We start from the raw sequence: 25,555 nt of genomic DNA, 5'->3' as shown, positions 1-25,555 counted from the left end.
CAATACTTTGCTAAAGGCACCGACCTATCAGTGTTCCCGGCCGACTACCTCGACTACGTTGCCGCCCAACTCAACACCCGACCCCGCAAAACCCTCGGCTGGAAGAAACCCGCTGAAGTCCTCGACGAGCTACTCTCAAACCCGCCAAAACCACCCGCTGTTGCATCCACTGCCTGAAATCGCCCCTGGACAGTGCGGACTTTTGCGTCTGCTCGCCGGAAAAGGTGAGTCAGCCGATGAGGACCGCGAAGCGCGGTTTGATCACCTCGTCGATAATGGCCAGCCGCTCGTCGAACGGGATGAACGCCGACTTCATCGCGTTGATGGTGAACCTCGCCAGATCGCTCCAGCCGTAGCCGAACGTCTCCACCAGCTGGGACATCTCCTTGCTCATCGAGGTGTCGCTCATCAGCCGGTTGTCGGTGTTGACCGTGACGCGGAATCGGCACCGGGCGAGCAGGTCGAACGGATGCTCGGCCAGGCTGGCGACAGCGCCGGTCTGCACATTGGAGGTGGGGCAGAGTTCGAGCGGAATGCGCTTGTCCCGCAACAGCGCTGCCAGCCGGCCGAGGTGGACCGAGCCGTCCGGCGCGACGGTGATGTCGTCGACGATGCGCACGCCGTGGCCGAGGCGGTCGGCGCCGCAGAACGCGATCGCCTCGTGAATGGACGGCAGCCCGAACGCCTCGCCAGCATGAATTGTGAAGTGGCCGTTGGCATTTCGCATGTACTCGAAGGCGTCGAGGTGCCGCGTCGGCGGATAACCTGCCTCGGCGCCCGCGATGTCGAACCCGACAACTCCCTTGTCCCGGAACCGGATCGCCAGTTCGGCGATCTCCAGCGACCGCGCCTGATGACGCATCGCGGTCACCAAGCAGCGCACCGTGATCGTGCGACCCTCACTGCTGGCGGCCTTCTCGCCATCGGCGAATCCGGCCAGCACGGCGTCGACGACCTCGTCCATCGACAGGTTCTTGTCGATGTGCAGTTCGGGGGCGAACCGGACCTCGGCGTATACGACGTTGTCGGCGGCCAGGTCTTCGACGCACTCATAGGCCACCCGATAGAGCGCCTCGGGCGTCTGCATGACGCCGACGGTGTGCGCGAACGGCTCGAGGTAGCGCTCCAGCGATCCGCTGTGCGCGGCGGTGCGGAACCATTCGGCCAGGCTGTCGACGTCGGTGGCGGGCAGGTCGTCGTAGCCGGCCTGCGCGGCCAGGTCCAGCACCGTCGCCGGCCGCAGCCCGCCGTCGAGATGGTCGTGCAGCAGCGCCTTGGGCGCCTGCCGGATGGTGTCGAGGGTCAGTGGTGTGGTCATGACTGCTCCTCGCGTCCGCCTGCAATCCGATCGATGATGAGGGGCCCGATGTCGGGCGCGGTGTCGCCGACGCTCCAGGCGCCGTCCATCTCGGCTATCGCGCCGGTGAAGCGCTCCGGGGTGTCGGTGTACAGCGTGAACAGCACCTCACCTGCGGCGACGGGTTCGCCGGGCCGCCGGTGAATGCGCAGGCCGGCGCCCGCCTGCACGCGCTCGCCGGGGGCGGCACGACCCGCGCCGAGCCGCCACACCGTCAGACCTACCGCCATGGCATCGATATCGCCCATGGTGCCATTGCGCGGCGCGGTGATGGTCTCGGTGTGTGCACCGACCGGCAACGGTTGCGACAAGTCGCCGCCTTGGGCGGTCACCAGCCGGCGGAAGCAGTCCATGGCCGACCCGTCGCGTAGCGTCTGCGCCGGATCGCGGCCGTCCAACCCGGCGGCGTCGAGCATCTCGGCGGCCAGCGCCAACGTCAGCTCGACCACGTCGGGTGGGCCTCCCCCGGCCAGCACGTCGAGCGATTCCTGCACTTCGACCGCGTTGCCGACGGTCCGGCCGAGGGGCCGGTTCATATCGGTCAGCAACGCGCGCGTAATCAGGCCGTGCTCGGTGCCCAGCGCCACCATGGTCTCGGCCAGCTCGCGCGACTCGGCCTCGGTCTTGAGGAAGGCGCCAGAGCCGACCTTGGTGTCGAGCACCAACGCCCGCGCGCCCTCGGCGATCTTCTTGCTCATCACCGAGCTGGCAATCAATGGCAGCGACTCGGTGGTGCCGGTGACGTCGCGCAGCGCATAGATCTTGCGATCGGCTGGCGCCAGCTCTCCGGCCGCGAAGATCGCTGCGCCCATGTCGCAAAGCTGTTGGCGGATCTGGTCTTTCGAGATCTCCGCGGTGAATCCCGGGATCGCTTCCAGCTTGTCGAGTGTGCCGCCGGTGTGGCCCAGTCCTCGGCCCGCCGCTTGCGGCACGGCGCCGCCGCACGCCATCACGACGGGCACCAGCGGGATGGTGATCTTATCGCCGACGCCGCCGGTGGAGTGCTTGTCCACCAACGCAAGCGGTTTACCGTCGCGCCGCAGATCGGTGAAGTCCATGCGCTCACCCGAGGCCACCATCGCCGCCGTCCACCGCGCGATCTCGTGTCCTGTCATGCCGCGCAGGAAGATCGCCATCAGCAGCGCCGACATCTGCGAGTCCGCGATCCGACCGTTGGTGTAGGCGTCGATCACCCAGTCGATCGCCGCATCGGAGAGCACGCCCCCGTCGCGTTTGGTCCGGATGACGGTGGGCGCGTCGAACTGATGGTCGTGCGCGTCGAATATGGTCGGCGTCACGGCTTTACGGCTCCCGACGGGCCAAGTCGTGGGGACCGAACGCATCCGGCAGGAGGTCACCCAACGGCCGTGGGCCGGACGGGTGGTCGATGAGCATCGTGGGCCCGCCGTGCTCCAGCAGAACCTGACGGCAACGGCCGCACGGCATCAGCGGTTCTCCGTCGGCGGTCACGCAGGACAGCGCCACCAGCCTGCCGCCGCCACCGGAATGCAGGCCGCAGACCACGGCGCATTCGGCGCAGAGACCAAGACCATATGAGACATTTTCCACATTGCAACCCGCCACGATCCGGCCGTCGTCGACCAGTGCCGCCGCGCCGACCGGAAACCCCGAGTACGGCGCGTACGCGTGGGCGGCAGTCTCAGTTGCTTTGTGCCGCAATGTATTCCAGTCAATATTGATGGTCACGTCATTACCGCCAGCCGATCTCTGAATGCATTCCGAACTTTCGCCCTACAGCCCGCCAGGTGATGTAGGTAACCCTAACTTCGAGGTCAAAGACCCCCGAACGCGTAACACGGTAGTGCTTTGGGCATTACAAATGGGTTTAGAGTCGCCCCGAGGTTTGGGCCGGGTTCGCTGCCGACCCAAGCGTCTACCGATGGCGTTGGAGGCCCGATGAGTACGAATGCGGAGATTGCGGCCCCGCGAGCAAAGAGGCCGCGCAGACGCACCCTTTACCGCGGGGACCCCGGGATGTGGTCGTGGGTGTTACACCGCATCACCGGCGCGACGATCTTCTTCTTCCTGTTCGTACATGTGGTGGACACCGCGCTGGTGCGCGTCAGCCCGGAGGCCTACAACGAGGTCGTCGCCACCTATAAGACGCCGATCGTCGGCCTGATGGAGATCGGACTGGTCGCAGCGGTCCTCTACCACGCTCTCAACGGCATCCGCGTCATCCTGATCGACTTCTGGCAGCACGGCGCGCGCTATCAGCGCCTGATGCTGTGGGTGGTGGCCGGCGTTTGGCTGGCCGTGATGATTCCGGCGCTGGGGGTTATCGGCATGCACATGGCGGAGCGGTTCCTGTGAGCGCGGCAGCGGGCGGGCCGTCGACGAGCGCGGCAGAGGCCTCGGCGGCAGCGACGGGCACGACGCCCGATGCGGCGACGAAGGCGGCCTGGACGCCTCATCACCGCGAGGGCCGTATCGCCCCGGTGCTGGAGAAGGAGCACGACAGACCGGCTTCGCTGGACCACCCGCGTGCGCCGCGACGGCCGCGGGGCATCCCCTACTTCGAGAAGTACGCGTGGTTGTTCATGCGGTTCTCCGGGGTGGCTCTGGTGCTGCTGGCCCTGGGACACCTGTTCATCATGCTGATCTGGGACGACGGCGTGTACCGGGTCGACTTCAACTTCATCGCCCAGCGGTGGGCGTCACCGTTCTGGCAGATCTGGGACATGGCGCTGCTGTGGCTGGCGATGGTGCACGGCGCCAACGGCATGCGCACGATCATCGGCGACTACTCCCGCAAGAACGTCACCAAGTTCTATCTGAACTCGCTGTTGCTGTTGGCCACCGGGTTCATTTTGGTGTTGGGCACCTACGTTCTGGTCACCTTCGACGCGAGCATCGGGGTTAACCAATGATCCAGGAACATCGCTACGACGTCGTCATCGTCGGTGCGGGCGGCGCAGGTATGCGCGCCGCCGTCGAGGCCGGGCCCCGGGTCCGCACGGCGGTTCTGACCAAGCTCTACCCGACGCGAAGCCACACCGGTGCGGCGCAGGGCGGCATGTGTGCAGCGCTGGCCAACGTCGAAGAGGACAACTGGGAGTGGCACACCTTCGACACCGTCAAGGGCGGCGACTACCTCGCCGACCAGGACGCCGTCGAGATCATGTGCAAGGAAGCCATCGACGCGGTGCTCGACCTCGAGAAGATGGGGATGCCGTTCAACCGCACCCCGGAGGGCCGCATCGACCAACGCCGGTTCGGCGGGCACACCCGCGACCACGGCAAGGCCCCGGTGCGCCGCGCCTGCTACGCCGCCGACCGCACCGGCCACATGATTCTGCAGACGCTGTACCAGAACTGCGTCAAGCACGACGTCGAGTTCTTCAACGAGTTCTATGCGCTCGACGTCGCGTTGACCGAAACGCCGGCCGGGCCCGTCGCGACAGGTGTCATCGCCTACGAGTTGGCCACCGGCGACATCCACGTCTTCCACGCCAAGGCGATCGTGTTCGCCACCGGCGGATCGGGCCGGATGTACAAGACCACCTCCAACGCCCACACCCTGACCGGCGACGGGCTGGGCATCGTCTTCCGCAAAGGACTTCCGTTGGAAGACATGGAGTTTCACCAGTTCCATCCGACCGGCCTTGCCGGTCTAGGCATCCTGATCTCCGAAGCGGTGCGCGGCGAGGGCGGCCGACTGCTCAACGGTGAGGGCGAGCGGTTCATGGAGCGCTACGCCCCCACCATCGTCGACCTCGCGCCGCGCGACATCGTCGCCCGGTCGATGGTGCGCGAGGTGCTCGAAGGCCGCGGCGCGGGCCCGCACAAGGACTACGTCTACATCGACGTGCGTCACCTCGGCGAGGATGTGCTCGAGGCGAAACTGCCCGACATCACCGAATTCGCCAGGACGTATCTGGGCGTCGACCCGGTCAAGGAACTGGTGCCGGTGTACCCCACCTGCCACTACGTGATGGGCGGTATCCCAACGACTGTGCACGGCCAGGTACTGCGCGACAACACCAACGTCGTGCCCGGCCTGTACGCCGCCGGGGAGTGCGCGTGTGTGTCGGTGCACGGCGCCAACCGGTTGGGCACCAATTCGTTATTGGATATCAACGTGTTTGGCCGTCGGGCCGGCATCGCGGCCGCGAACTACGCGCTCGGCCACGACCACGTCGACCTGCCGCCGAATCCCTCCGGCATGGTGGTCAGCTGGATCGGCGACATCCTCTCCGAGCACGGCAACGAGCGCGTGGCCGACATCCGCGGCGCGCTGCAGCAGACGATGGACAACAACGCCGCGGTGTTCCGCACCGAGGAGACCCTGAAGCAGGCGCTGACGGACATCCACGCGCTCAAGGAGCGCTATTCTCGAATCACGGTGCACGACAAGGGCAAACGCTTCAACAGCGACTTGCTCGAAGCGATCGAGCTGGGCATGCTTCTCGAGCTCGCCGAGGTCACGGTGGTCGGCGCGTTGAACCGCAAGGAATCTCGCGGCGGCCATGCCCGCGAGGACTATCCCAATCGCGACGACACCAACTACATGCGTCACACCATGGCCTACAAGCAGGGCGAGGGCCTGCTCAGCGATATCCGGCTGGACTACAAGCCCGTCGTGCAGACGCGATACGAGCCGATGGAACGGAAGTACTGACGATGAGTATTGCTCCCGAGGTGGACACGAAAGACCCTGCGCTGCCGCCGGTTCCAGACGGCGCCGTGATGGTGACGCTGAAAATCGCGCGCTTCAACCCGGAGGATCCCGACGCGTTCGCCGACACCGGCGGGTGGCAGAGCTTCCGGGTGCCGTGCCTGCCCACCGATCGTCTGCTCAATCTGCTGCACTACGTGAAGTGGTATCTGGACGGCACGCTGACGTTTCGGCGTTCCTGCGCGCACGGGGTCTGTGGTTCGGACGCGATGCGCATCAACGGTGTCAACCGGCTGGCGTGCAAGGTGCTGATGCGCGATCTGCTGCCGAAGGACCCGAAGAAGCAGCTGACCATCACCGTCGAGCCGATCCGCGGGCTGCCCGTGGAGAAGGACCTCGTGGTGAACATGGAGCCGTTCTTCGACGCGTACCGCGCGATCAAGCCCTACCTCATGGTCAGCGGGAACCCGCCAACGCGCGAACGGATTCAGAGCCCGACCGACCGGGCCCGCTACGACGACACCACCAAGTGCATCCTGTGCGCGTGCTGCACCACGAGCTGCCCGATCTATTGGACCGAGGGTTCCTATTTCGGGCCCGCCGCGATCGTCAACGCGCACCGGTTCATCTTCGACAGCCGCGACGAGGGCGCCGCCGAACGCCTGGACATCCTCAATGAGGTCGACGGTGTGTGGCGCTGCCGCACAACGTTCAACTGCACCGAGTCCTGCCCGCGCGGCATTCAGGTCACGCAGGCCATCCAAGAGGTCAAGCGGGCGTTGATGTTCGCCCGCTGAGTGATTTCGGCGCGCAAACGGGCGCTGAGCGCCGTTTAGCGCGCCGAAATCGCAGGGGTTGCATTCGCTTCGGAGTGGGTATTGGGACTTGGCCGTCATACGGCCCAAGCTCGACCACGCAACAGGAATGAGACCGAAGCATGCCCAACCGCACAATCTTTCGCCGCTTCTCGATCACGTCAGGTATTGCCGCTGTCGCCATCGCGACCACGCTGACCGCGTGCAGCAGCGACGACACCAGCAGCAGCGAGACCGAAACGTCGTCGACCACATCGTCGAGCACGGAAACCACGACAGTGACGACCCCGGCGGATACCGCCGCACCGGGCACTGAAGCTCCCGCGCCCGCCCCCGCGCCGGGCGCAGGTGCGGGCCCGGGTGGAGCAACCGCAGGCGTGCCAGGCGCCGGGGCTGAAGCAGGGCCCGGCGGCGCTGATGCTGGTGCAGGTGGCGCAGGCGCGGGAGCAGGCCCCGGCGGCGCGACCGCGGGCGTGCCGGGCGCCGGGGCTGGAGCCGGACCCGACGGTGCGGGCGCCTGTGCCGGCGGCGTCTGCGTCGGCACCCCCTGACCCTTCGCCGAGGCGGAATCCTCGCAGCACAACACTCGCACTTTCGCTGCGAGGATTCCGTTTCGCGGGTGTGTGATGGCGCCGCGAGTGTGACGCCAGTCACGCGTGCATGCGTGTCACATCCGGGCGGGCTGCCTCGTCTAACGGGTATGACACAGAAAACGCGTATCCCACCGCTGCCTCCGCAGCGGGCACCGCTGATGACCAAGCTGCTGTACCGCGTCGCCAAGCGCCGCTTCGGCGAGGTGCCCGAACCGTTCACCGTCGCCGCGCATCACCCGCGGCTGATGCTGGCCAACGTCGTGCATGAGGGCTTGCTGCAGTCGGGTTCGAAGAAGCTGCCGACCTGCGTGCGCGAACTGGCCGTGTATTGGACGGCGCGCACCATCGGATGCTCGTGGTGCGTGGACTTCGGCGCCATGCTCATGCGGCTCGAGCATTTGGACATGGAGCGGTTGAAGGACATCGACAACTACGCGACGTCGCCGGCCTACTCCGACGACGAGCGCGCCGCGATCGCCTACGCCGACGCCATGACCAAGGACCCGCACACGATCACCGACGAACAGGTCGAGGACCTGCGCCGCCGGTTCGGCGACGACGGGGTCATCGAGCTGACCTATCAGATCGGCGTGGAGAACATGCGGGCCCGGATGTATTCCGCGCTGGGCATCACCGAGCAGGGCTTCAACTCCGGCGACGCCTGCCGCGTGCCCTGGGCTACGGCCGAACCTGCTGCGGAGCCGACCGCTGAGCCGAGGTGATGTCGTTTGCGCCAACGTCGGGTGATGAGTCCGGCGGGGCATCCGGTGGGACTACCGGTTCAAGCACACGGGCCCGCCTCTTGAGCCGCACGCTGCGCAGGACCTGCAGGCTCATGTTCGTCGCGGTGATCATCGGGAACACGCCGAGGAACGTGCGTTCGGACGGTGTGCGACCGTGCAACTGCTCAAGGCTGGCGAACACATAGAAGCAGCCGAGGGAGAACAGTGTGGCCGGAATGGCAAGTGCCAGAAGGCTGCCGCGGTCGTTGAGAACCTGACGGGCGAGACGGAGCTCGTCGGCAGTCATCGGCGTGCGCCTGCCCACCTTGCGCACCGCGGCGGTGACGGCACCGATCCCGAGCGCCGCGGTGACGTGCATGCGCTGCCTGACACGCCTGGTGAAGATGAACGCGAAGACGGCGGCCACCCAGATCAGACAGAACGAGATGATCGCGAGGATGCCGTACAGCGTCGACGTCGTCATGTCATGCCCTCCTGCGCGGACGTTGCGGGATGAACGTGGGCCACCAGAACCAGGAGCCGAGCAGGCGCATCAGGCAGGGCACTACCAGTGAACGGACGATCATGGTGTCGAGGAGCAGGCCGATACAGACCGTCGTTCCCAGTTGGCCGATCGTGCGCAGATCGCTGACGAGCATCGACAGCATCGTGATGGCGAACACCAGGCCGGCCGAGGTCACCACGGTGCCCGTGCCTCCCAACGCCCGGATCAGACCGGTGTTGAGCCCGGCCCCGGTCTCCTCCTTCACGCGGGAGATCAACAGCAGGTTGTAGTCGGAGCCGACGGCGACGAGGATGATGAAGCTCAGCGGCAGGATCAGCCAATGCAGCGGTAGCCCGATCAGGTGCTGCCACACCAGCACCGACAACCCGAACGCGCCGGCGAAGGAGAACGCGACGGTGCCGGGAATAACGATGGCTGCCACCAGGCTTCGAGTCAGGTACAACATGATCAGGAAGATCAACACGAACGCCGCGATCGCCACGATGAGCAGATCCGATGCGGCATAGGTCTTGATGTCCAAGTTGTTCGATGCCGCGCCGCCGATGTAGATCCTGGCACCCGCCAGCGAGGTCTCCTTGAGGGCCTTCTTGATGGCGTCGGGGAACTGCTCGACGTGCTCGATGCCTTCCGGGCCCATCGCGTTGCCCTCATGGGTGATGATGAAGCGGGCGGCCTTGCCGTCCGGTGACATCAACAGCTGCATCCCGGTCTTGACGTCGTCGTTGTCGAAGGCCTCGTGCGGAATGTAGAAGAAGTCGTCGCTGCGTGCCTGGTCGAAGTCGTTGCCGACGTTGATCAGGTCGTAGAAGGTCTGGTCGGTTTCGGTGGACTGCAGATGCGCGGGCCCGTAGTTGTTGGTGATGATGTCCAGCGTGGCCTGACTGTCCGCTTTCATCTGCTCCAGTTGCGCGATCATCTGCGGCATCAGCCGATCCATGGCCTCGAAGGACGTGACGGCATCGGAGATCTGTTGGTCCAGAAGGTCGACACCGTCGAGGGAATCGAACAACGACCGCATCGCCCAGCACACCGGAATGTCGAAACAGTGTGGCTCCCAGTAGAAATAATTCTTCAGCGGGCGAAGGAAATCATCAAGGTTGGAGATCCCCTGGTTCATGTCATCGGTCACCTGCTCGAGATTCTCGAAAGTCAAGGTGGTGGAGTGCAGTTCGTCGGCCAGCTGCTGGGTGATGGCGATGACCTGCTGAATGACCTGCAATGAGTGCGCCTGGATCTCAGCCTGCTTCTCGGTGTTTTCGTTCTGCTGCTCGCTGAACGGCAGCTGCTGGCCACTCACGCTGCCCTGCGTGGTGAACAGGTAGGGAATCGTCGCATGCTCCAGGGGTCGGCCCAGCGGTCTCGTGATGCTCTGCACCATGGCGACACCGGGCAGCTCGATCAGGGCCTTGGCCACGCGGTCCAAAGAGATGAAGTCCGCCGAGTTGCGCATGTCGTGGTCGGTTTCGATCATCAGCATCTCTGAAAACAGCTTGCTCTGGTTGAAGTGCCGGTCAGCGGCTCGGAAGCCGAGATTGGCCGGAGCGTCGGCGGGTTGGTACGCGCGGTCGTCGTAGTTGACTCGGTACGTCGGGACGAAGACCGCCCCCACCATGACGATCGCCATGCTCGCGACGAGAACAGGTTTGGGCCAGCGCACCACGCTCGTGGCAATGCGCCGATAGAGCCGGCCGCTGTTCGGGCGGGCCGGGTCGAACAGCGCCAGCAGGCTGCCCAGTGTGAGCAGGGCCGGAGCGAGCGTCAGCGCCGCGGTGATGGTGAACAGCATGCTGATGGCCACGGCCGGGCCCATGGTGTGGAAGTAGTCAAGGCGCGCGAGGCTCAGACACAGGCAGGCACCGGCGATGGTCAGGCCTGATCCGATGATGATCGGGGCGACGCTGCGGTAGGCGGTGAAGTAGGCGTCCTCGCGGGATTCGCCGGCCTGACGCGCCTCGTGGTAACGGCCGAGCAGGAAGATGCCGTAATCCGTTCCCGCGCCCAACGTCAGCGCGACCACCACGTTCACCGCGAACGACGACAGCGGGATGAAGCCGAAGTGCCCCAGGGTCGCGATGACGCCCTTGGCGACGAGCATCTCGATGAGCACCGCAGGCAGCGGAACGAGCAGGCACGACACCGACCGGTAAACCAACAGCAGCATCACGACGATGAGGATGATCGTGAAGATCGTGATGTTGTTGAGGCTGGAGTTCGCGATCGCAAGGGTGTCCGAGGTCAGCGGCGCGGCCCCACTGACGTAGACCCTGAGGCCAGGGGGCGGCGTGTCGGCGGCGACGATGTCGCGGACCGCGTCGACGGACTGGTTGGCCTCTTGCTGACCGATGTTGCCCGCGAGACGCAGGAGTACGAATGAGGCTTTGCCGTCGACGCTTTGGGCGCCTGCGGCCGTGATGGACTTACCCCACAAGTCCATCACGTACTGCACATGGTCGGTGTCGGCCCGCAATCGACGGACCAGATCGTCGTAGTACCTGTGGTCGCCCTCGTCGAGGGGACGCTCGGCCTCCAAGACCAGCATGGTCAGGTTGGTCGAGTCGGACTCCTGAAACTTCTCCCCGATGTGCAGGAGGGCGATCTGGGATGGCGCGTAACTCGGGATCATCGGGCCGGCGAGTTCGTCGGCGACGCGCTCGACCTGTGGGATGAAGGTGTTTGTGGTGACGGCGAGCAGCGCCCAGAGCACGATGATCGGCACGGCCAGCACGCGCACGGTACGCGCGATGAACGGCCTGCCCGCGCGGTGGGAGCTCATGCGGACTTGACTCGGCACGTGACATCGGCGTTGGCGTGCGTCGACGAACGCTCGTCGCGGACAACGTCGTTAACGAGGATCCGGCAGCCGACCTCACCGCCCTGGATCTGGGCGGAGATGCTGCCGGACACCACGGTCAGCGTCGTGGTCTCGGTGTGCGACCAGGGCAGTTCACCGATGTCGACACGATGCGGGTTGCCGTCGAGGTCGACGTAGGTCAGCATCCCGCCGTCGCCGGGGGATCCGTACAACTCGTACGTCAGGGTTTTCGGCGTGAACTGTTCCGGCGCCTGGGCGGCGAGCACCGACGGCACCGGTCCGGGGGCCGACATCTCGTGCACCTTCCACACCGCCACAGAACCGATGGCCAAGGCGATGACGGTGACGGCTGGCAACCAGCCTTTCTGCAGAGCTCTGGGCACCACAGTGCGGCGCGTCGTCGTGCGGTCACCCGTCTTGTGCGCGGGTGGTTTCACGGCCACGAGAGACATATGTATATCACCTATGTGATTGGATGCTTACACAGATCGATCAATTCGCAGTGGCTCAACTATCGCGCGATCGCGGATTATTCCCATAATCACAGCAATTTTGAGAATATCGTCTATCAACTTACCGCGACGGTGCGGGTCGCGCGTTGCAGAGATACATCCTGTAGATGATATGAATGACACGTGAGCGCAGTGGTCGATACCCGCGGTTTGGAAGCCATCTCCGAGATGATCGTGACGAGCGCGGACCTGCTGTGGCGGCATCTCGTCGATCGTGCCGCGTTGAGTGCCAGCGCGACGCTTGTGCTCAATCGGCTCGAACGTCAGGGGCCGATGAAACTGACCGCGCTGGCCGAAGCCGAGGGGGCGAGCCAGTCGGGTATGACGCAGCTGGTTCAGCGGTTGGAGCAGCAGGGACTGCTGGAGCGCTGCATCGATCCGCAAGACGGTCGGGTCCGGTTGGTCTCGATCAGTGAGGCGGGACGCAAACATTGGGACACCCGCGCGGAGATCCGCCGACAGCGCATCGCCGAACTACTCGCCGCGCTGCCTGACGATGACCAGCTGGCGCTGGCGCTCGCGGCTCAGGTCGGAGCACGGGTGCTCAGACAGATGCGCGAAGTCGCCGACGCCGCTATTGCCGAGCCGAGCGGCGCAACGGTGAACCGGTGAACTTGTCCGGGTTGGCGACATCCCAGATGGCGCAGACCTTTCCGTCGCGCACGGTCATCGCGGTCACCCGCGGCGTCATCTCGGGATAGCCGTCGCCGGCGGGCGCGCCCGGGCTGTAGCTGCCCAGCTGGCCGTTGACGAGCGCCAGCTGGGCGGTCGCCAAGAAGTTCGGCCCATAGCGCTCGGCCAGCCCGAACAGAAAACGCGCGACCTTGTCCGGGCCGTGGATGACGCGGAATGCCGTCGGCGCCTTGCGGTTCGAGTCGCCGGTGAAGGTGACGGCCGGATGAAGAAGGCGCACGACGCCGTCCATGTCACCGGCCGCAAGGGCGGCCATGAGCTCGCCCGCCACCCGGTTGTGGGTCTCGTCGTCCACTGGGGGCGGCGCCGACGCCACCGCGCGCCGTGCCCGCGACGCCAACTGACGCGCGGTCGCGTCGCTGACGCCGAGCACCTTCGCGATCTCGCCGAACGGCACGCCGAAACCGTCGTGCAAGACGAACGCCACCCGCTGATCCGGCGTCAACCGCTCGAGGACGACCATTGCCGCGAACCGCGCGTCCTCGCCGGCCACCACCGCGGCCAGCGGATCATCGCCGTCTACGCCGGTCACCACGGGCTCGGGCAGCCATTCGCCGATGTAGGTCTCGCGCCTGTGCGCCGCGGAGCGCAAGCGGTCGAGGCTCAGCCGGCTCACCACCGTCGTCAGCCACGCCCGCAGGTCGGTGATCGCTTCGGCGGCCGCTGCCTGCCACCGCAGCCACGCGTCCTGGACGATGTCCTCGGCGTCGGCCATGGTGCCGGTGAGGCGATACGCCACCGCCATCAGATGCGGCCGCAACTCCTCGAATTCGTCGACGCGCGTGGAAGCGGTCATAAGCCAATCGTAGAGCCGCCCCGCCGACCGATTCCGCTGCAAACCTGCACACCCGAAGTGATTTGGGTGATGAACCTCCGCAGCAACTACGCGAACCGTATATTCCCGTCATGGCACTCAGGGAACCCGAAGCTCCGGTCGTCGGCGAGAAGGGTTTGCAGGCCGGAGCCCTCGGACTCGTCGGCAACGTGGTAATCGGTCTTGCGGCGGTCGCACCCGCCTACAGCTTGGCGGCCACGCTCGGCTACGTGGTGCTGGCCGTCGGCGAGAAGGCGCCGTCGATGTTCGTCGTGGCGTTCATTCCGATGCTGTTGGTGGCGTTCGCCTACAAGGAGTTGTCCCAGGACACCCCCGACTGCGGCACGACCTTCACGTGGGGCACGAAAGCGTTCGGCCCGTGGATCGGTTGGATCGGCGGCTGGGGTCTGGCCGTCTCGGCGATCATCGTGTTGGCCAACGTCGCCGAGATCGCCGCCATCTACCTGTTCAACTTTTTGGGCCTGGAGAACCTGGCCGAGAACACCTACTCAAAGGTCACGCTCGGCTGCTTGTTCATCATCGGGATGACGCTGCTGTCGGCGCGCGGCATCGTGGTGTCCGAACGGGTGCAGAACGTGTTGATCGCCATACAGTTCGGCGTGCTCATCGTCGTCAGCATCATCGCGCTGGCCCGCGTGTTCGCCGGGACCGCTGGCGCACAGGCGATCATGCCGCAGCTGTCGTGGCTGTGGCCCGCGGGGCTGGACGCCTCCGCGATCGCCGCCGCGGTGATCCTGTGCATCTTCATCTACTGGGGCTGGGACGCCTGCCTGGCCGTCGGTGAAGAGACCAAGAACCCCGAACGCACGCCGGGCATCGCCGCGATCGTCACCACGCTCATCCTGGTGTGCACCTACGTGCTGGTCGCCTACGCCGTGCAGTCCTTCGCTGGTTTCGGCGACGTCGGCATCGGGTTGAACAATGCGATGAACACCGACGACGTGCTCACCGTGCTCGGCAAGCCGGTCGCAGGGACCATCGCCGCATCGCTTCTGCTGCTTACTGTTTCGGTATCGGCGCTGTCGTCCACGCAGACGACCATCCTGCCGACGGCCCGCGGCACCCTGTCGATGGCGGTCTACGAGGCGATCCCCAAGCGATTCGCCAGAGTCCATCCGCGTTACATGACACCGGCTTTCGGCACCATCGTGATGGGCTGCTCGGCGCTGTTCTTCTACCTGCTGCTGACGATCCTGTCGGAGAACGCGCTCGCCGACTCGATAGCATCGCTGGGCCTGGCCGTCGCGTTCTACTACGGGATCACGGCCTTCGCCTGTGTGTGGTACTTCCGCAAGTCGTTGTTCACGTCGGCGCGAAACTTCTTCTTCCGCGGCCTCTTTCCGCTCCTGGGCGCGCTGGCGATGACGTGGGCGTTCGTCATCAGCGCCAAGGACATGATCCAGCCCGACTACGGCTACACCGCCTTCGGTCCGGTCGGCGGTGTCTTCGTTCTCGGCGTCGGCATGCTGGTGCTCGGCGTGCCGCTGATGCTCGCATGCTTCGCCTACGGCACCAAGCGGTTCTTCCGCGGCGAGACGCTCAACGCCGACACCGAAGTCAAGGTGCTAGACGTGTACTGAGGCCAGCGAGGGTTACAGCCGTTCATTGCGCTCATCGAATAAGCGCGCCTCGAGCGGCCGCTCCCTGGGGTCGCCGTAGCCGCCGCCGCCCGCGGTTTCGACACGCACGATGGTGCCCGGCTGCAGCGTCAACGACGCCTTGTCCGCAAGGCCGGCGATCTCGCGCCCGTCGGGTCCGATGACCGTCACAGTCGTCGGCCGAGCGTCGCCGCCGCCGTCGGCGCCTCGAGGTACGAAATCGGGATGGGTTTGTTCGCAATAGAACGTGACCCGCTGCGGGGTGTTGATGATCTGATACTCCCGGCGCAAACCGAGCCCCCCGTTGAACCTTCCCCGTCCCTGTGAACCCGGGATGAATTCGGTCTTAAGCACCCGCACGCTGTAGTTGGTCTCGACCACCTCGGTCGGCATGACACCGACATTGGACATGTAGGTGTCCACACCATCGATGCCGTCACCGTAAGCCGTGGCGCCGGTTCCGCCGCCGACGACGTCTGCCATCACCGACGGATGACCTGTCAACGGACTCACCGAGCCGACGTTGAAACAAAAGAAGCTGACGGTGCTGCTCGCGACACTCTTCTCCGGCCACATCACGCCCATGGCGCGGATCAGCGTGTCGGCGAAGCGTTGACATGTGTTGTGCCGCACCGACACAGCAGCGGGCGGCTCCGGGTTGAGGACTATGCCCAGCGGCGCCTCGATGTCGACCGCCCGCAACAAACCGTCATTAGCGCCAAGGTCGGGCGCCACCACCGCACGCACCGCGTAGACGATTCCTGCCCGCGAACTCGCCCATGGCACGTTCATCGCGCCTGAAACCTGTCGATCACAGCCGGACAGGTCGATCGCCAAACGATCACCACGCTTTGTCACCTTCACGTGAATGCGCGTCGGCGGGCCACCCCGGCCGTCATCATCGAGGAATCCTTTGGCTTCGGCTTCCGCATCCGGTAGGCCCCGCAGCGCCGTCTTCACACCGTCCTCGACCGAGTCAAGCATGCCGGACATCACCGCGAGCACCGCTTCCGTGCCGTAGCTCGACGCGAGCTCGGCGACCCGTTCCTCCCCGAGCGCGCAGGCAGCACGCTGAGCCCGCAGGTCGCTGACCGTGCTCCGCGGATCGCGAATGTTCTCCGTGACGACCGCGATAAGGTCGTCGTTCTCGACACCAGCAACAGCCAGCCGCACCGGCGGCAGCACGAGACCCTCACCGAAGATATCCTCAAGCTCGGGGCCCTCGCTACCGGGGTTGACGCCGCCGACGTCGATGTGATGGGCCGCCGTTCCTGCCCAGGCAATCAGCCTCTCGCCCAGGAAGATCGGGCAGATGACGTTGACATCGGGCAGATGCATGGCGCCCATGAACGGATGGTTGGAAATGAAGGCATCGCCAGGAGTGATCCGGTTCGCCCACCGTTCGATGATGGCCTTGACGACGAGTGACATCGCACCCAGCTGCGCGGGAATGTAATCCGCCTGCGCCACCAGTTCACCGTCAGCGGTGAACAGCGCGCAGGAAAAGTCGTCCATATCGCGGATGATCGGGCTGTAACTCGACCGCTTGAGGACGTTTCCCATCTCCTCGGCAGCCGACTGCAGCGCCGCGGCGACGACCTCGAACGTGACCGTGTCGACGTCCGTCATGACTGACCTCCATCCGTGATCAGCATGTCACCGCCCGCATCAACAGCGGCGCGCTGGTCGGCGAGAAGTACTGTGGTCGAGTCCATTTGGCGGATGATGGCCGGTCCGTCGATAAGGTCGCCGCGCTGCAGCAGCGATCGCTCATAGACCGGCATCTGCACCGCCGGGAAGCCAGGGATCCGTACCTGCCTGCGTGCGACGGTTGCGCGCTCGACACCACCGGGCTGTGCGGTGGTGGGAGGAGCGAACTCCGTCCGGCCGTACGCGCCGACCGCCATGATCCGCAACGTCACGACCTCGACGGGTTCGTCTCGGTTGGCGTGGCCGTAGCGTTCGGCGTGCGCAGCGTGGAAGAGTTCGGGAATCGCAGCGAGATCGCAACCAGCCCAGCCTGATAACGGAACATTGAGTTCATAGCCTTGGCCGACGTAGCGACAATCCACCGACGCGCTCAGCGTCACCTCGCTCTCCTGCGCACCATCGGCGACCAGTTGCCGTGCGGCCGAGTCCGCGGCTTCGGCGAACCACTGAGCAATGCGCGGCACCGACTCCTCGTCGAACGTGGTGAGCACCGTCTGCGCGTCATCGAGGCGCAGACCCGCCACCAACAGGCCGTCGGCTGAGAACAATCCCGGCCAACTGGGCACCAGAACGCTGCGAAGCCCCATGTGCCGCAATAGCAAACCGGCATGCAGCGGTCCTGCCCCACCGAACGGAACCAGGGTGAACTTGCGCGGATCCAACCCCCTCTCGACGCTGACCTTGCGGACGGCACGCACCATGTGCGCGAGCCCGATCGCCAGGATGGCCTCGGCGGCATCCTCGGTGCCCATACCGATCACTCCGCCCACCCGGTCGACCGCCGCCGCCGCCGCGTCTCGGTCCAGCATGAGGTCGTCGGCGAGCCCGTCGGTACCTAGCGTGCCGAGAACAACGTGGGCGTCGGTGATAGTCGGTTCGACGCCACCGCGGAGATAGCTCGCGGGACCGGGATCGGCTTTCGCGGACTGCGGGCCGACCCGCAGCCGCCCCGTTTGGTCGGTCCAGGCGATGCTGCCGCCGCCCGCGCCGATGGTGTGGATATCGACTGCGGGGGCGAGCAGCACGTGGTCGTTGACGGTCTGAGTGGTGGCGTACGGGATCCGTCGTGCCCGCACCAGGCAGACATCGGTGGACGTGCCGCCCATGTCAAGGCTGATGACATCGTCGATGCCGTGCCTGGCCGCCGAGGCCACCAATCCCGCAACGCCGCCGGCAGGGCCCGACAACACCAACCGGTGCGCGCCGTCGTCGGCTCGTGCCGCCGGCACACTGCCCCCGTTGGACTGCATGACCAGAAAGGGCGCGGCCAGACCGGCTTTCGACAGGGCGGCGGCCGCTCGTTGCATGTAGCCACCGATCACGGGTCGCAGCGCGGCGTTGATCACCGTCGTCGCCATGCGCGGATACTCCCGAAACTCCCTGGCCACCTCGCTGGACAGGGTGACCGGCACGTCGGGCAGCGCCGCCCGCAGAGCCTCCCCGAGCCGGCGTTCATGGCTGTCATCGACGTAACTGAAAAGCAGACACACCGCGATAGCGTCGACTTCCAGGGAGGACACCTTGGCCACCGCCCGCTCGATCTCGGCATCACTGAGCGCAACGAGCACCTCGCCGGTGCTGGTGATCTGTTCGTCGACCTCGACGCGTGCGAACCGCTCGACCAGCTCGCTCGGCCGCCGCGGGGTCAGGCTGTAGACGTCGGGCCTGCTCGACTGCCGGTAGCCCATTACGTCGCGGAACCCGCGGGTGGTCAGCAGCGCGACCGATGCGAGATTGCCGGTCAGTACCGCGTTGGTGGCAACGGTCGTGCCATGGCATACCACCGAGACGTCCTCGACGGGCATGCCCTGGGTGACAAGCGATGCGACGGCGGTGGACAATGCGCTCGCAGGGTCATTCGGCGTGGACGCGACTTTGGCGACGAGGACGCGGCCATCGGCGCTCCTCGCTACGGCGTCAGTGAACGTACCGCCGGCGTCGATGCTCACCGTCCAACCGCGTTGCACCACTTGCCACCTCTCGACGGGTGTCACCGAGGAGCCCAGTACAGCGGTGGTCGCATCCGCTCGTCATGCGTCATTCGACGGACGGGTGCGGAGGCCACTACGTCGAATTGCGGATGTTGCATTGCGGCGCGCCTGGTGACAATCGCCGAATGGCAGGAGGAAAGCTTTTCAACTGGCCGGAGGGCGCACGCTACGGCGCAACCATCAGTTTCGATTTCGACGCCGAGGAGGTGTGGCTCGGCGAAGACCCGGCGAACGCGGGCCGCCCAGGCGTGTTGTCGCAGGGCACCTACGGTCCCAAGGTCGCGATTCCGCTGCTGCTCGACCTGCTCGATCGCCACAACGTTACCGCGACGTTCTTCATCTGCGGCGGTGACGCCGACCGCCACCCCGACCGGGTCCGCGAGATCCTCGCGGCGGGTCACGAGATCGGCCATCACGGTTATACCCACCGCTCCCCGACCAACCTGACCCGTGAAGAAGAGGAAGCTGAACTCGTCAGGGGTCTGCAGTCGTTACGCGGCCTGGGCGCCGAGGTCGCCGGATACCGCTCGCCGTCGTGGGATTTCAGCCCGAACACGTTGACACTGTTGGCAGCTCACGGCTTCGAGTACTCCTCGAACCTGATGGACGACATTCGCCCCTACCGCCATCCCGGCGGCATCGCGGAGTTGCCGGTGTCTTGGCTGCTCGACGATGCCCCGCACTTCTGGTTTGCCGGTGACACCTGGGACAAAACCATCCGCACCGTCGATGAGGTGTACACACTGTGGCGTGACGAGCTCGACGGCGTCGCCGAACTGGGCGCCCATTACATGCTGACCATGCACCCGCAGTTCATCGGGCGGCCATCGCGGCTGAAGCTTCTCGACCGGCTGCTCGACGACATGAGGGCTTCGGGGGCGTGGATAGCACCGGCCCGCGACGTGGCCCGGCTTGCGCCATGACGGTCACCCCCTCGCGGTGTGCGATCGTCACCGGAACGGCGGACGGATTGGGCGTCGACATCGCGAAGCGACTGCTCGACGACGGGTGGTGCGTGATCGCCTGCGACGTCACCGCCGACGTCGACGCGCGTTTCGAGCCGGGAATGTTCGACGGCCGGGTCCGGACGGTGGTCGCCGACGTCGCCGCGCCGGAAACCGCCGACGCACTCGTCCGCACTGCCTTGGCGTCGTTCGGCCGCATCGACGCGGTCGTCAACAATGCGGGCATCGGGGGCCCCGGCGGTGATTTGGACTCGGTGGCTATGGACGACGTCGTACGCACCCTGGATGTGAATCTGCTGGGCGCCGTACGGTTGTGCCGCGCGGCGACACCGCACCTCAAAGCCCAGCGTTCCGGCCGCATTGTCAACATCGGATCCGTCTACGCCGAGCAGCCCGTCACGGGGGGCAGTGCTTACATCATGTCGAAAGCGGCGCTGCGTGCGCTCTCTCACTGTCTGGCATTGGAACTCGGGCCGTATGGCATCACCGTCAACACCGTGTCACCGGGCTACATGCTGACGCGGATGCACGAAGAGGAAGTCGAGCTGCAGGCACGCGCCGCGGGAATCGACCCGCAGCTGCGTCTGCAACAGCTTCGTGACGAGGTTCCGCTCGGCAGACACGGCAACGGGGTGGACGTCGCCGGGGCCGTCGGGTGGTTGCTGTCGCAGGACGCGTCCTATGTCACCGGGCAGACTATCGGTGTCAACGGCGGAATCAAGGTGAGCTGATGGCTCGACTCGTCGTCACGGGAGCCGCCTCGGGTATCGGGGCGGCGGTCGTCGCGCTCGCGACGGCAGAGGGATGGGATGTCGCGCAGATCGACAGGTCCTTCCCGAGTAGCGCACCGACCGAAGGCCGATACACCGCCGACGTCGCCGACCAGCGCGAGGTCGGCCAGGTCGTTGCCGCGGTCACGTCGGCGTGGGGCGCGCCGCCCGATGCGCTGGTGCACTGCGCCGGTGTGTACCGGGTAGCGGCGTCGACGGAGGTGGACACGGCCGCATGGGATGAAGTGGTTGGGATCAACGCCAGGGGCAGTTTCTTCGTCGCGCGCGCGGTCGCCGCCGGCATGCTGGCCGCGGGCACAGAGGGCGCCGTTGTCTTGCTCGGATCCGTCGCGTCATCGCGCGGTGACGCCGGCGAACCCAGCGCTGCCTATGCGGCGAGCAAGGGGGCGGTCGGCTCCCTCACCCGTCAGCTCGCCGTGGAGTGGGGCCCCGCGGGAATACGCGTCAACGCCGTGGTGCCGGGCGTTATCGACACGCCCATGACCACTATCGTCGAGGATGCGGATGCCACCGCGGCCCTGCTGACGCGGCTGCCGATGCGACGGCTCGGCCGCGCCGATGAGGTGGCCGCCGCATGCATGTTCCTGGCGGGCCCCCGCTCGTCTTACATCACCGGAACCGAAATCGTCGTCGACGGAGGGTATCTCGCGTCATGACTCAACATGATCTGCCGATCGTCACCGTCGCAGGCGACGCCCGCCTGCGCGGTGAGCAGTACGGCGCGCAGGCCGCGTCCCGCGTCCACCGCACCCGCGAAGCCTATGCGGGCGTATACGCGCATTTCGCCGGCTGGGATTGGGACCGGGTCCGCGCGGAGGCGGAGCATTTCGTCGATCCGATCCGAGCATTTCATCCGGCGTCGATCGAGGAAATGACCGGCATCGCCGACGGCGCGGCGCTGGACTTCATCGACGTGCTGGCGATGAACCTGCGCACCGAGATCCTGTTTGCCGCCAAGGTCCGCAATGCCGGTGCGGTGCTGCCACCCCTCGAGTGCACGTCGTTCGCCGCGCGCGATGGCGACGGCGCCCAACTGTCGGGCCAGACCTGGGACTGGCTCACCTTTTCCAACGAGACGATCGTGCTGCTCGAGTCGAGACCTGACGACGGGCCCGCGTGGATGACAGTCGTCGAGGCCGGTCTTCTGGCGAAGCTCGGGATGAACTCGTGCGGGCTGACGGTAGCGACCAACGCGCTGGTGTCGTCATCCGATGCCGGCGAACCGGGCGTGCCCTATCACGTGATGCTCCGGGCACTGCTGGACTGCCGCAACGCAACCGAGGCCGCCACGGTGTTGCAGTCAGTGCACCGCTCGTCCTCGGCGAATTACCTAATCGCAAGTGCCGACGGCCTCGCTGTGGACGCCGAGGCGCGACCGGGCGGATTCGAAGCGATCGCTTGGGATGTCCCCGACGATGACGGCTTGTTGCTGCATGCCAACCACTTCTCGGTCGGTGGTTCGGGCGGCCGGGGCGGCACCGACCTCGGCTTGAAGTTGATGGCGGACTCGTTGTTCCGGTTGCAGCGGGTGCGCCGGTTGGCGCGCGAGAAACCGGCGGGCGGCGTCGGGTGTTGGAAGCAGATCCTGGCCGATCACGCGGACCATCCCTTCGGAATCTGCTGTCATCCGGATCCGACCGCAGAACCGTACGACCAGTGGATCACTGCCGCCGGGGTGATCTTCGAACCAGTCCGTCGGCGGGCACATATCTCGGTGGGCAATCCCTGCCAGGATCGCTGGATCGTCCGCGACTACGCCGAGGTGTGGGCGTAAAGTTCCTGGACACGGCCTGACCGGCCATGTCACCGGGCGACAAGGGGACGGATGTCGAGGGTCATCGCGGAGCTCATCATCGATGCGCAGGCGCGCGACCAGGCGAGCCACCCTGCGGTTCCACCCGAGATTGTCGGTTACGCGCGGGCGTTTTTCGAAACCACCCGAGACTCGCTTCGGTTCCTGTGGCGCAGCGGTGACCAGTGGCTCGCGGTTCACCTCATCCGCCAACCACACGATCCCGACTGCATTCCCGGCTATCCCCGCCCAGCTGGTGAGCGCGTGTCGCTACGCGTCTCCGAGGTCGAGATGCCGCGCGGCATCACCGTCCGCGAAGTGGATGTGCTGACGCTGCTGGCACTCGGCCTGACGAACGCGGGGATCGCAGAGCGACTCGGCACCAGCGCACGCACGGTATCGACCCAGATCGAGCGGCTGCTGATCAAACTCGACCAGCGCACGCGCGGCGGCCTTGCCGCGCTCGCAGTGGACTCAGGGCTGCTGCGCCTACCGATCCCTGGCGGCGTTGACGGCACACCGGGCATCGGCATCGTGGAACTGGAGGGCATCGTCAACGATGTACCGCGCACTCCGACACTGCCGCTGCGCCCGGCGTATCCGCGTAAGCGCCCGTTGACCGTGGGTGCACTTGTTCCCACCGGGGCCGCGGCGGCCGATGGCATCGAGGTACACCACGGCGCAATGCTTGCGGTCGAGGAGATCAACGCGACCGGCGGCATCGCGGGCCGCCGAGTGGAACTGGTCACTGCCGATATCGACCTTTTCGACTCTCGAAGCGTCGAGCGCGGTGTCACCCGGCTGTTCGACCGCGAAGTCGACGCCATCACAACAAGTTATGCGAGCGCCGAATGCTCCTCGGTAATCGACATGGTGGCCGACTACGGCAAGCCGTTCCTGCACACCGCGACATTCGCCGAACAGGTGCGCCAGACCGAGTCGGACCCGGCCCGCTACGGTGCGATCTTTCAGACCTGTGCTTCCGAAACGTTCTACGGCGTCGGACTGATCCGGCTTCTCACCGAGCTGGAGCATGCCGGGATCTGGGCACCGCGGTCGAGGCGGATGGTGAGCATCGAGGCCGCGACGTCGAGCACACGGGTAACCAACGAACATTTCCTCGCGACCGCTGAAAAGGCGAAATGGTCTCTCGCGGAATTGATTCGCGTACCAGTGCCGACGACAGACTGGTCTCGGGTGGCACAGCGGCTCACAGAGCTCGACCCCGAGGTCATCATGGTCACCCACTTCCTCGATCAGGAGGTCGCGGAGTTCCAACGTGAGTTCGTTGCGACGGGTCTGTCCTCGCTGGTCTACTGCGTATACGGGCCGTCGATCCCCCGATTTCACGATGCGGTGGGCGGTGCCGCCGACGGGATCATCTGGTCGACCACCACCGGCACCTACGACGACGTCCTGGGTCGCCGGTTCCGCAACCAATACGCCGCCCGGTTCGGCCGTGAACCGGGGTGGTCACAGGCGGGTGCAGCCTACGACCAGGTCAATCTGCTGGCCGCGGCGTGGTCAGCCACTGCCACTCCCAACACCGCCGACGTCGTGCGTCACCTGCGCAGGTGGCCGCATCGCGGCGTCAACGGGGTGTACTACTTCGGCGACACCAACCACTCCACCCTGTCGTATCCCGACCTCACGCCCGATGCGTCGATGGCACAGGCGCACATGATCTATCAGATCCAATCGGGCGCGCATCACGCACTCGGACCCGAACCGTTCGGCTCGTGCTCGCGCTTCCGTCTACCGTCCTGGTGCATGTCGGCCTAGTCTGCAGTCCGTCAGATGACGGATGCGGCCAGCAACGCCATTGGCTGTACTGCTCACAGCCTGAACCCATGTGGCCTGTGACGAGGAGACAATCCCATGGCGGATACGACACCCACCGAGCGACCCCGCGGCGTCTCCAGACGCGACTTCGTCAACGGCCTGGCGATCGCCGGCGTCGGCGGTCTGGCCGTCGGTGGCGGCGCGGCGTGGGCGATCAAGCCGCAGAGGTCGGGCGGCGCCGGCGCATCTGCATCCGGAGAACCGATCAAAATCGGCAGCGTCGCGCCGATCACCGGACCGTATTCCGGTGACGGGCAGGAGATGGTGCGCGGTGCGGAGATGGCTGTTGAGGACATCAACGGCGCGGGCGGGGTGGCGGGTCGCTCGGTGCAACTGGTGACCGCGGACATCTCCGACCAGGCGCCGGAGAACTTCATCCAAGCCGCTCAGAGGCTGGTGTCGCAGGAGAAAGTCTCAGCGGTGTTCTCCGGGTACACCTCGACCACGTCGGCCGAGTACAAGATCTACGGCGACGCGGGCGTGCCGATGATGCACACGAACACACTGCAGGACAACACGAACTTCGTGGTGGACAACGGCATCACGAACATCTACCAGTGCTGCCCGACCGAAATCTGGTATGCAAACGGGTTCATTCAGCTCATGCAGGAATGGATCGCGTCGAAGACGTGGACGCCGAGCAAGAACACCGCCGCTGTCATCTCCAGCAACGACTCCTACAGCATCTCGATCGCAAACGTCTTCCAGGACGGGATCAAAAAACTCGGTTGGGAAGTCGTGCTCTACGACGAGGTCACCGCGCCGAATGCGGACTGGGGCCCACAGCTGGCCAGAATCCGCGCCAATCCGCCCGGCCTGATCTTCATCACTGACTACCTCGCCGGCGACCTTGCCGGGTTCGCTACCCAATTCGCAAGCGCCCCAACCCCGTCGCTGCTCTACCAGCAGTACGGTCCGAGCGTGCCTGAGTACCTCGACCTCGCCAAGGGCGCAGCGAACGGTGTGCTGTGGTCGACCACCATCGGCACGCTGCCCGACGCCATCGGCACCGACTTCCGGGAGCGCTACCAGAAGAAGTACAACGCGCCCGCGGGATTAAGCCAGTCCGGCGCGCAGTACGACGTCGTTCGGCTCTGGGCCCGCGCCGCAGCCCAGGCCGGTGATGCCGACGACTTCGAGAAGGTGAACCAGTTCCTCAAGGCAACCCTGTTCCGCGGCGTCGTTGGCACGTATGCCTTTGATCAAAAGGAGCTCACGGCGGTGCCCTACCCGGACAAGGTCGACGACCCGAGTCTGGCGATGCCGCACCTGACCTATCAGATCCAGGATGGCAAGCAGGTGCTGCTGTCACCGGCTCCGTACGCCAAGGGCAAGTTCTCGCTGCCGCCCTGGATTCTCTGA

Annotated in this window: 22 protein-coding genes and 2 pseudogenes; 15 read left to right on the top strand and 9 right to left on the bottom strand. The window is 65.7% G+C overall.

Going from position 1 to position 25,555, the window contains the following annotated elements; all coding sequences use genetic code 11:
- Nucleotides 1-177, top strand: a pseudogene (locus tag CQY20_RS07865) (IS30 family transposase); the annotation flags it as partial.
- A gap of 52 nt (nt 178-229) precedes the next feature.
- On the opposite strand, the gene CQY20_RS07860 reads toward CQY20_RS07865, so the two are convergent.
- From CQY20_RS07860 to CQY20_RS07850, 3 genes are read right to left on the bottom strand one after another with little or no spacing between them, the layout of a single operon-like run.
- Complete coding sequence (locus CQY20_RS07860) at nt 230-1,318, bottom strand: adenosine deaminase (protein WP_097939508.1); 1,089 nt, start codon at nt 1,316-1,318, stop codon at nt 230-232.
- The gene (locus CQY20_RS07855) at nt 1,315-2,655 is read right to left on the bottom strand and encodes a thymidine phosphorylase (protein WP_234816148.1); all 1,341 of its coding nucleotides are present in this window, start codon (nt 2,653-2,655) and stop codon (nt 1,315-1,317) included. The genes CQY20_RS07860 and CQY20_RS07855 overlap by 4 nt, the downstream gene beginning before the upstream one ends.
- 4 nt (nt 2,656-2,659) lie before the next feature.
- Complete coding sequence (locus tag CQY20_RS07850) at nt 2,660-3,064, bottom strand: cytidine deaminase (protein WP_163700786.1); 405 nt, start codon at nt 3,062-3,064, stop codon at nt 2,660-2,662.
- A 210-nt stretch (nt 3,065-3,274) separates the two neighbouring features.
- Here CQY20_RS07850 and sdhC point away from each other — a divergent pair, with 210 nt between their 5' ends.
- From sdhC to CQY20_RS07820, 6 genes and pseudogenes are all read left to right on the top strand, one after another.
- Nucleotides 3,275-3,691, top strand: a complete 417-nt coding sequence (gene sdhC, locus CQY20_RS07845) for a succinate dehydrogenase, cytochrome b556 subunit (protein WP_097939506.1) — start codon at nt 3,275-3,277, stop codon at nt 3,689-3,691.
- Between the two features lie 116 nt (nt 3,692-3,807).
- Nucleotides 3,808-4,248 carry a succinate dehydrogenase hydrophobic membrane anchor subunit gene (locus CQY20_RS07840; RefSeq protein ID WP_174814746.1) on the top strand — a complete coding sequence of 147 codons (441 nt, stop codon included), beginning with the start codon at nt 3,808-3,810 and terminating at the stop codon, nt 4,246-4,248.
- Entirely contained in the window at nt 4,245-5,999 is a 1,755-nt protein-coding gene (gene sdhA, locus CQY20_RS07835) for a succinate dehydrogenase flavoprotein subunit (protein WP_097939505.1), read from the top strand. The genes CQY20_RS07840 and sdhA overlap by 4 nt, the downstream gene beginning before the upstream one ends.
- Nucleotides 6,000-6,001: 2 nt before the next feature.
- On the top strand, nt 6,002-6,793 hold the full coding sequence (locus CQY20_RS07830) for a succinate dehydrogenase iron-sulfur subunit (protein WP_097939504.1): 792 nt from the start codon (nt 6,002-6,004) through the stop codon (nt 6,791-6,793).
- Between the two features lie 140 nt (nt 6,794-6,933).
- Nucleotides 6,934-7,362, top strand: a complete 429-nt coding sequence (locus tag CQY20_RS34455) for a hypothetical protein (protein ID WP_133119042.1) — start codon at nt 6,934-6,936, stop codon at nt 7,360-7,362.
- Nucleotides 7,363-7,472: 110 nt separating this feature from the next.
- Nucleotides 7,473-8,126, top strand: a pseudogene (locus CQY20_RS07820) (carboxymuconolactone decarboxylase family protein); the annotation flags it as partial.
- Here the strand turns inward: CQY20_RS07820 and CQY20_RS07815 are convergent.
- Genes CQY20_RS07815 through CQY20_RS07805 form a run of 3 tightly spaced genes read right to left on the bottom strand, consistent with a single transcriptional unit; the run spans nt 8,083 to nt 11,916 of the window.
- A complete protein-coding gene (locus tag CQY20_RS07815) occupies nt 8,083-8,610 on the bottom strand; it encodes a hypothetical protein (RefSeq protein ID WP_234816147.1) in 528 nt (175 codons plus the stop codon). The pseudogene CQY20_RS07820 and the gene CQY20_RS07815 overlap by 44 nt on opposite strands.
- 1 nt (nt 8,611) lies before the next feature.
- On the bottom strand, nt 8,612-11,425 hold the full coding sequence (locus CQY20_RS07810) for an MMPL/RND family transporter (protein ID WP_174814675.1): 2,814 nt from the start codon (nt 11,423-11,425) through the stop codon (nt 8,612-8,614).
- Nucleotides 11,422-11,916 (bottom strand): MmpS family transport accessory protein, encoded by a 495-nt coding sequence (locus tag CQY20_RS07805; RefSeq protein ID WP_097939501.1) that lies wholly within the window; start codon nt 11,914-11,916, stop codon nt 11,422-11,424. Before CQY20_RS07805 ends, CQY20_RS07810 begins: the two co-directional genes overlap by 4 nt.
- Nucleotides 11,917-12,099: 183 nt before the next feature.
- Between CQY20_RS07805 and CQY20_RS07800 the strand changes: the two genes are divergently transcribed.
- Nucleotides 12,100-12,588, top strand: a complete 489-nt coding sequence (locus tag CQY20_RS07800; RefSeq protein ID WP_163700789.1) for a MarR family winged helix-turn-helix transcriptional regulator — start codon at nt 12,100-12,102, stop codon at nt 12,586-12,588.
- Here CQY20_RS07800 and CQY20_RS07795 read toward each other — a convergent pair.
- A complete protein-coding gene (locus CQY20_RS07795) occupies nt 12,551-13,465 on the bottom strand; it encodes a sigma-70 family RNA polymerase sigma factor (RefSeq protein WP_097939500.1) in 915 nt (304 codons plus the stop codon). The two genes, CQY20_RS07800 and CQY20_RS07795, sit on opposite strands and share 38 nt — an antisense overlap.
- Before the next feature lie 110 nt (nt 13,466-13,575).
- Between CQY20_RS07795 and CQY20_RS07790 the strand changes: the two genes are divergently transcribed.
- On the top strand, nt 13,576-15,084 hold the full coding sequence (locus CQY20_RS07790) for an APC family permease (RefSeq protein ID WP_097939499.1): 1,509 nt from the start codon (nt 13,576-13,578) through the stop codon (nt 15,082-15,084).
- A gap of 12 nt (nt 15,085-15,096) precedes the next feature.
- Here CQY20_RS07790 and CQY20_RS07785 read toward each other — a convergent pair whose 3' ends face one another.
- The gene (locus CQY20_RS07785) at nt 15,097-16,731 is read right to left on the bottom strand and encodes a hydantoinase B/oxoprolinase family protein (RefSeq protein ID WP_097939498.1); all 1,635 of its coding nucleotides are present in this window, start codon (nt 16,729-16,731) and stop codon (nt 15,097-15,099) included.
- Nucleotides 16,728-18,761, bottom strand: coding sequence for a hydantoinase/oxoprolinase family protein (locus CQY20_RS07780; RefSeq protein ID WP_133119041.1), 2,034 nt, complete (start codon nt 18,759-18,761; stop codon nt 16,728-16,730). The genes CQY20_RS07785 and CQY20_RS07780 overlap by 4 nt, the downstream gene beginning before the upstream one ends.
- Before the next feature lie 167 nt (nt 18,762-18,928).
- Between CQY20_RS07780 and CQY20_RS07775 the strand changes: the two genes are divergently transcribed.
- From CQY20_RS07775 to CQY20_RS07750, 6 genes are all read left to right on the top strand, one after another.
- Nucleotides 18,929-19,726, top strand: a complete 798-nt coding sequence (locus tag CQY20_RS07775) for a polysaccharide deacetylase family protein (RefSeq protein WP_097939496.1) — start codon at nt 18,929-18,931, stop codon at nt 19,724-19,726.
- On the top strand, nt 19,723-20,499 hold the full coding sequence (locus CQY20_RS07770) for an SDR family NAD(P)-dependent oxidoreductase (protein ID WP_097939495.1): 777 nt from the start codon (nt 19,723-19,725) through the stop codon (nt 20,497-20,499). The genes CQY20_RS07775 and CQY20_RS07770 overlap by 4 nt, the downstream gene beginning before the upstream one ends.
- Entirely contained in the window at nt 20,499-21,215 is a 717-nt protein-coding gene (locus CQY20_RS07765) for an SDR family NAD(P)-dependent oxidoreductase (RefSeq protein WP_097939494.1), read from the top strand. Before CQY20_RS07770 ends, CQY20_RS07765 begins: the two co-directional genes overlap by 1 nt.
- The gene (locus CQY20_RS07760) at nt 21,212-22,333 is read left to right on the top strand and encodes a C45 family autoproteolytic acyltransferase/hydrolase (RefSeq protein ID WP_097939493.1); all 1,122 of its coding nucleotides are present in this window, start codon (nt 21,212-21,214) and stop codon (nt 22,331-22,333) included. The genes CQY20_RS07765 and CQY20_RS07760 overlap by 4 nt, the downstream gene beginning before the upstream one ends.
- Nucleotides 22,334-22,384: 51 nt before the next feature.
- Nucleotides 22,385-24,133, top strand: coding sequence for an ABC transporter substrate-binding protein (locus CQY20_RS07755; protein WP_097939492.1), 1,749 nt, complete (start codon nt 22,385-22,387; stop codon nt 24,131-24,133).
- A gap of 96 nt (nt 24,134-24,229) precedes the next feature.
- Nucleotides 24,230-25,555 (top strand): ABC transporter substrate-binding protein, encoded by a 1,326-nt coding sequence (locus tag CQY20_RS07750; protein ID WP_097939491.1) that lies wholly within the window; start codon nt 24,230-24,232, stop codon nt 25,553-25,555.

This window comes from Mycolicibacterium agri (genome assembly GCF_002553505.1).
Taxonomy (GTDB): domain Bacteria; phylum Actinomycetota; class Actinomycetes; order Mycobacteriales; family Mycobacteriaceae; genus Mycobacterium; species Mycobacterium agri.
This window is presented reverse-complemented; position numbering and strand designations above follow the sequence as displayed.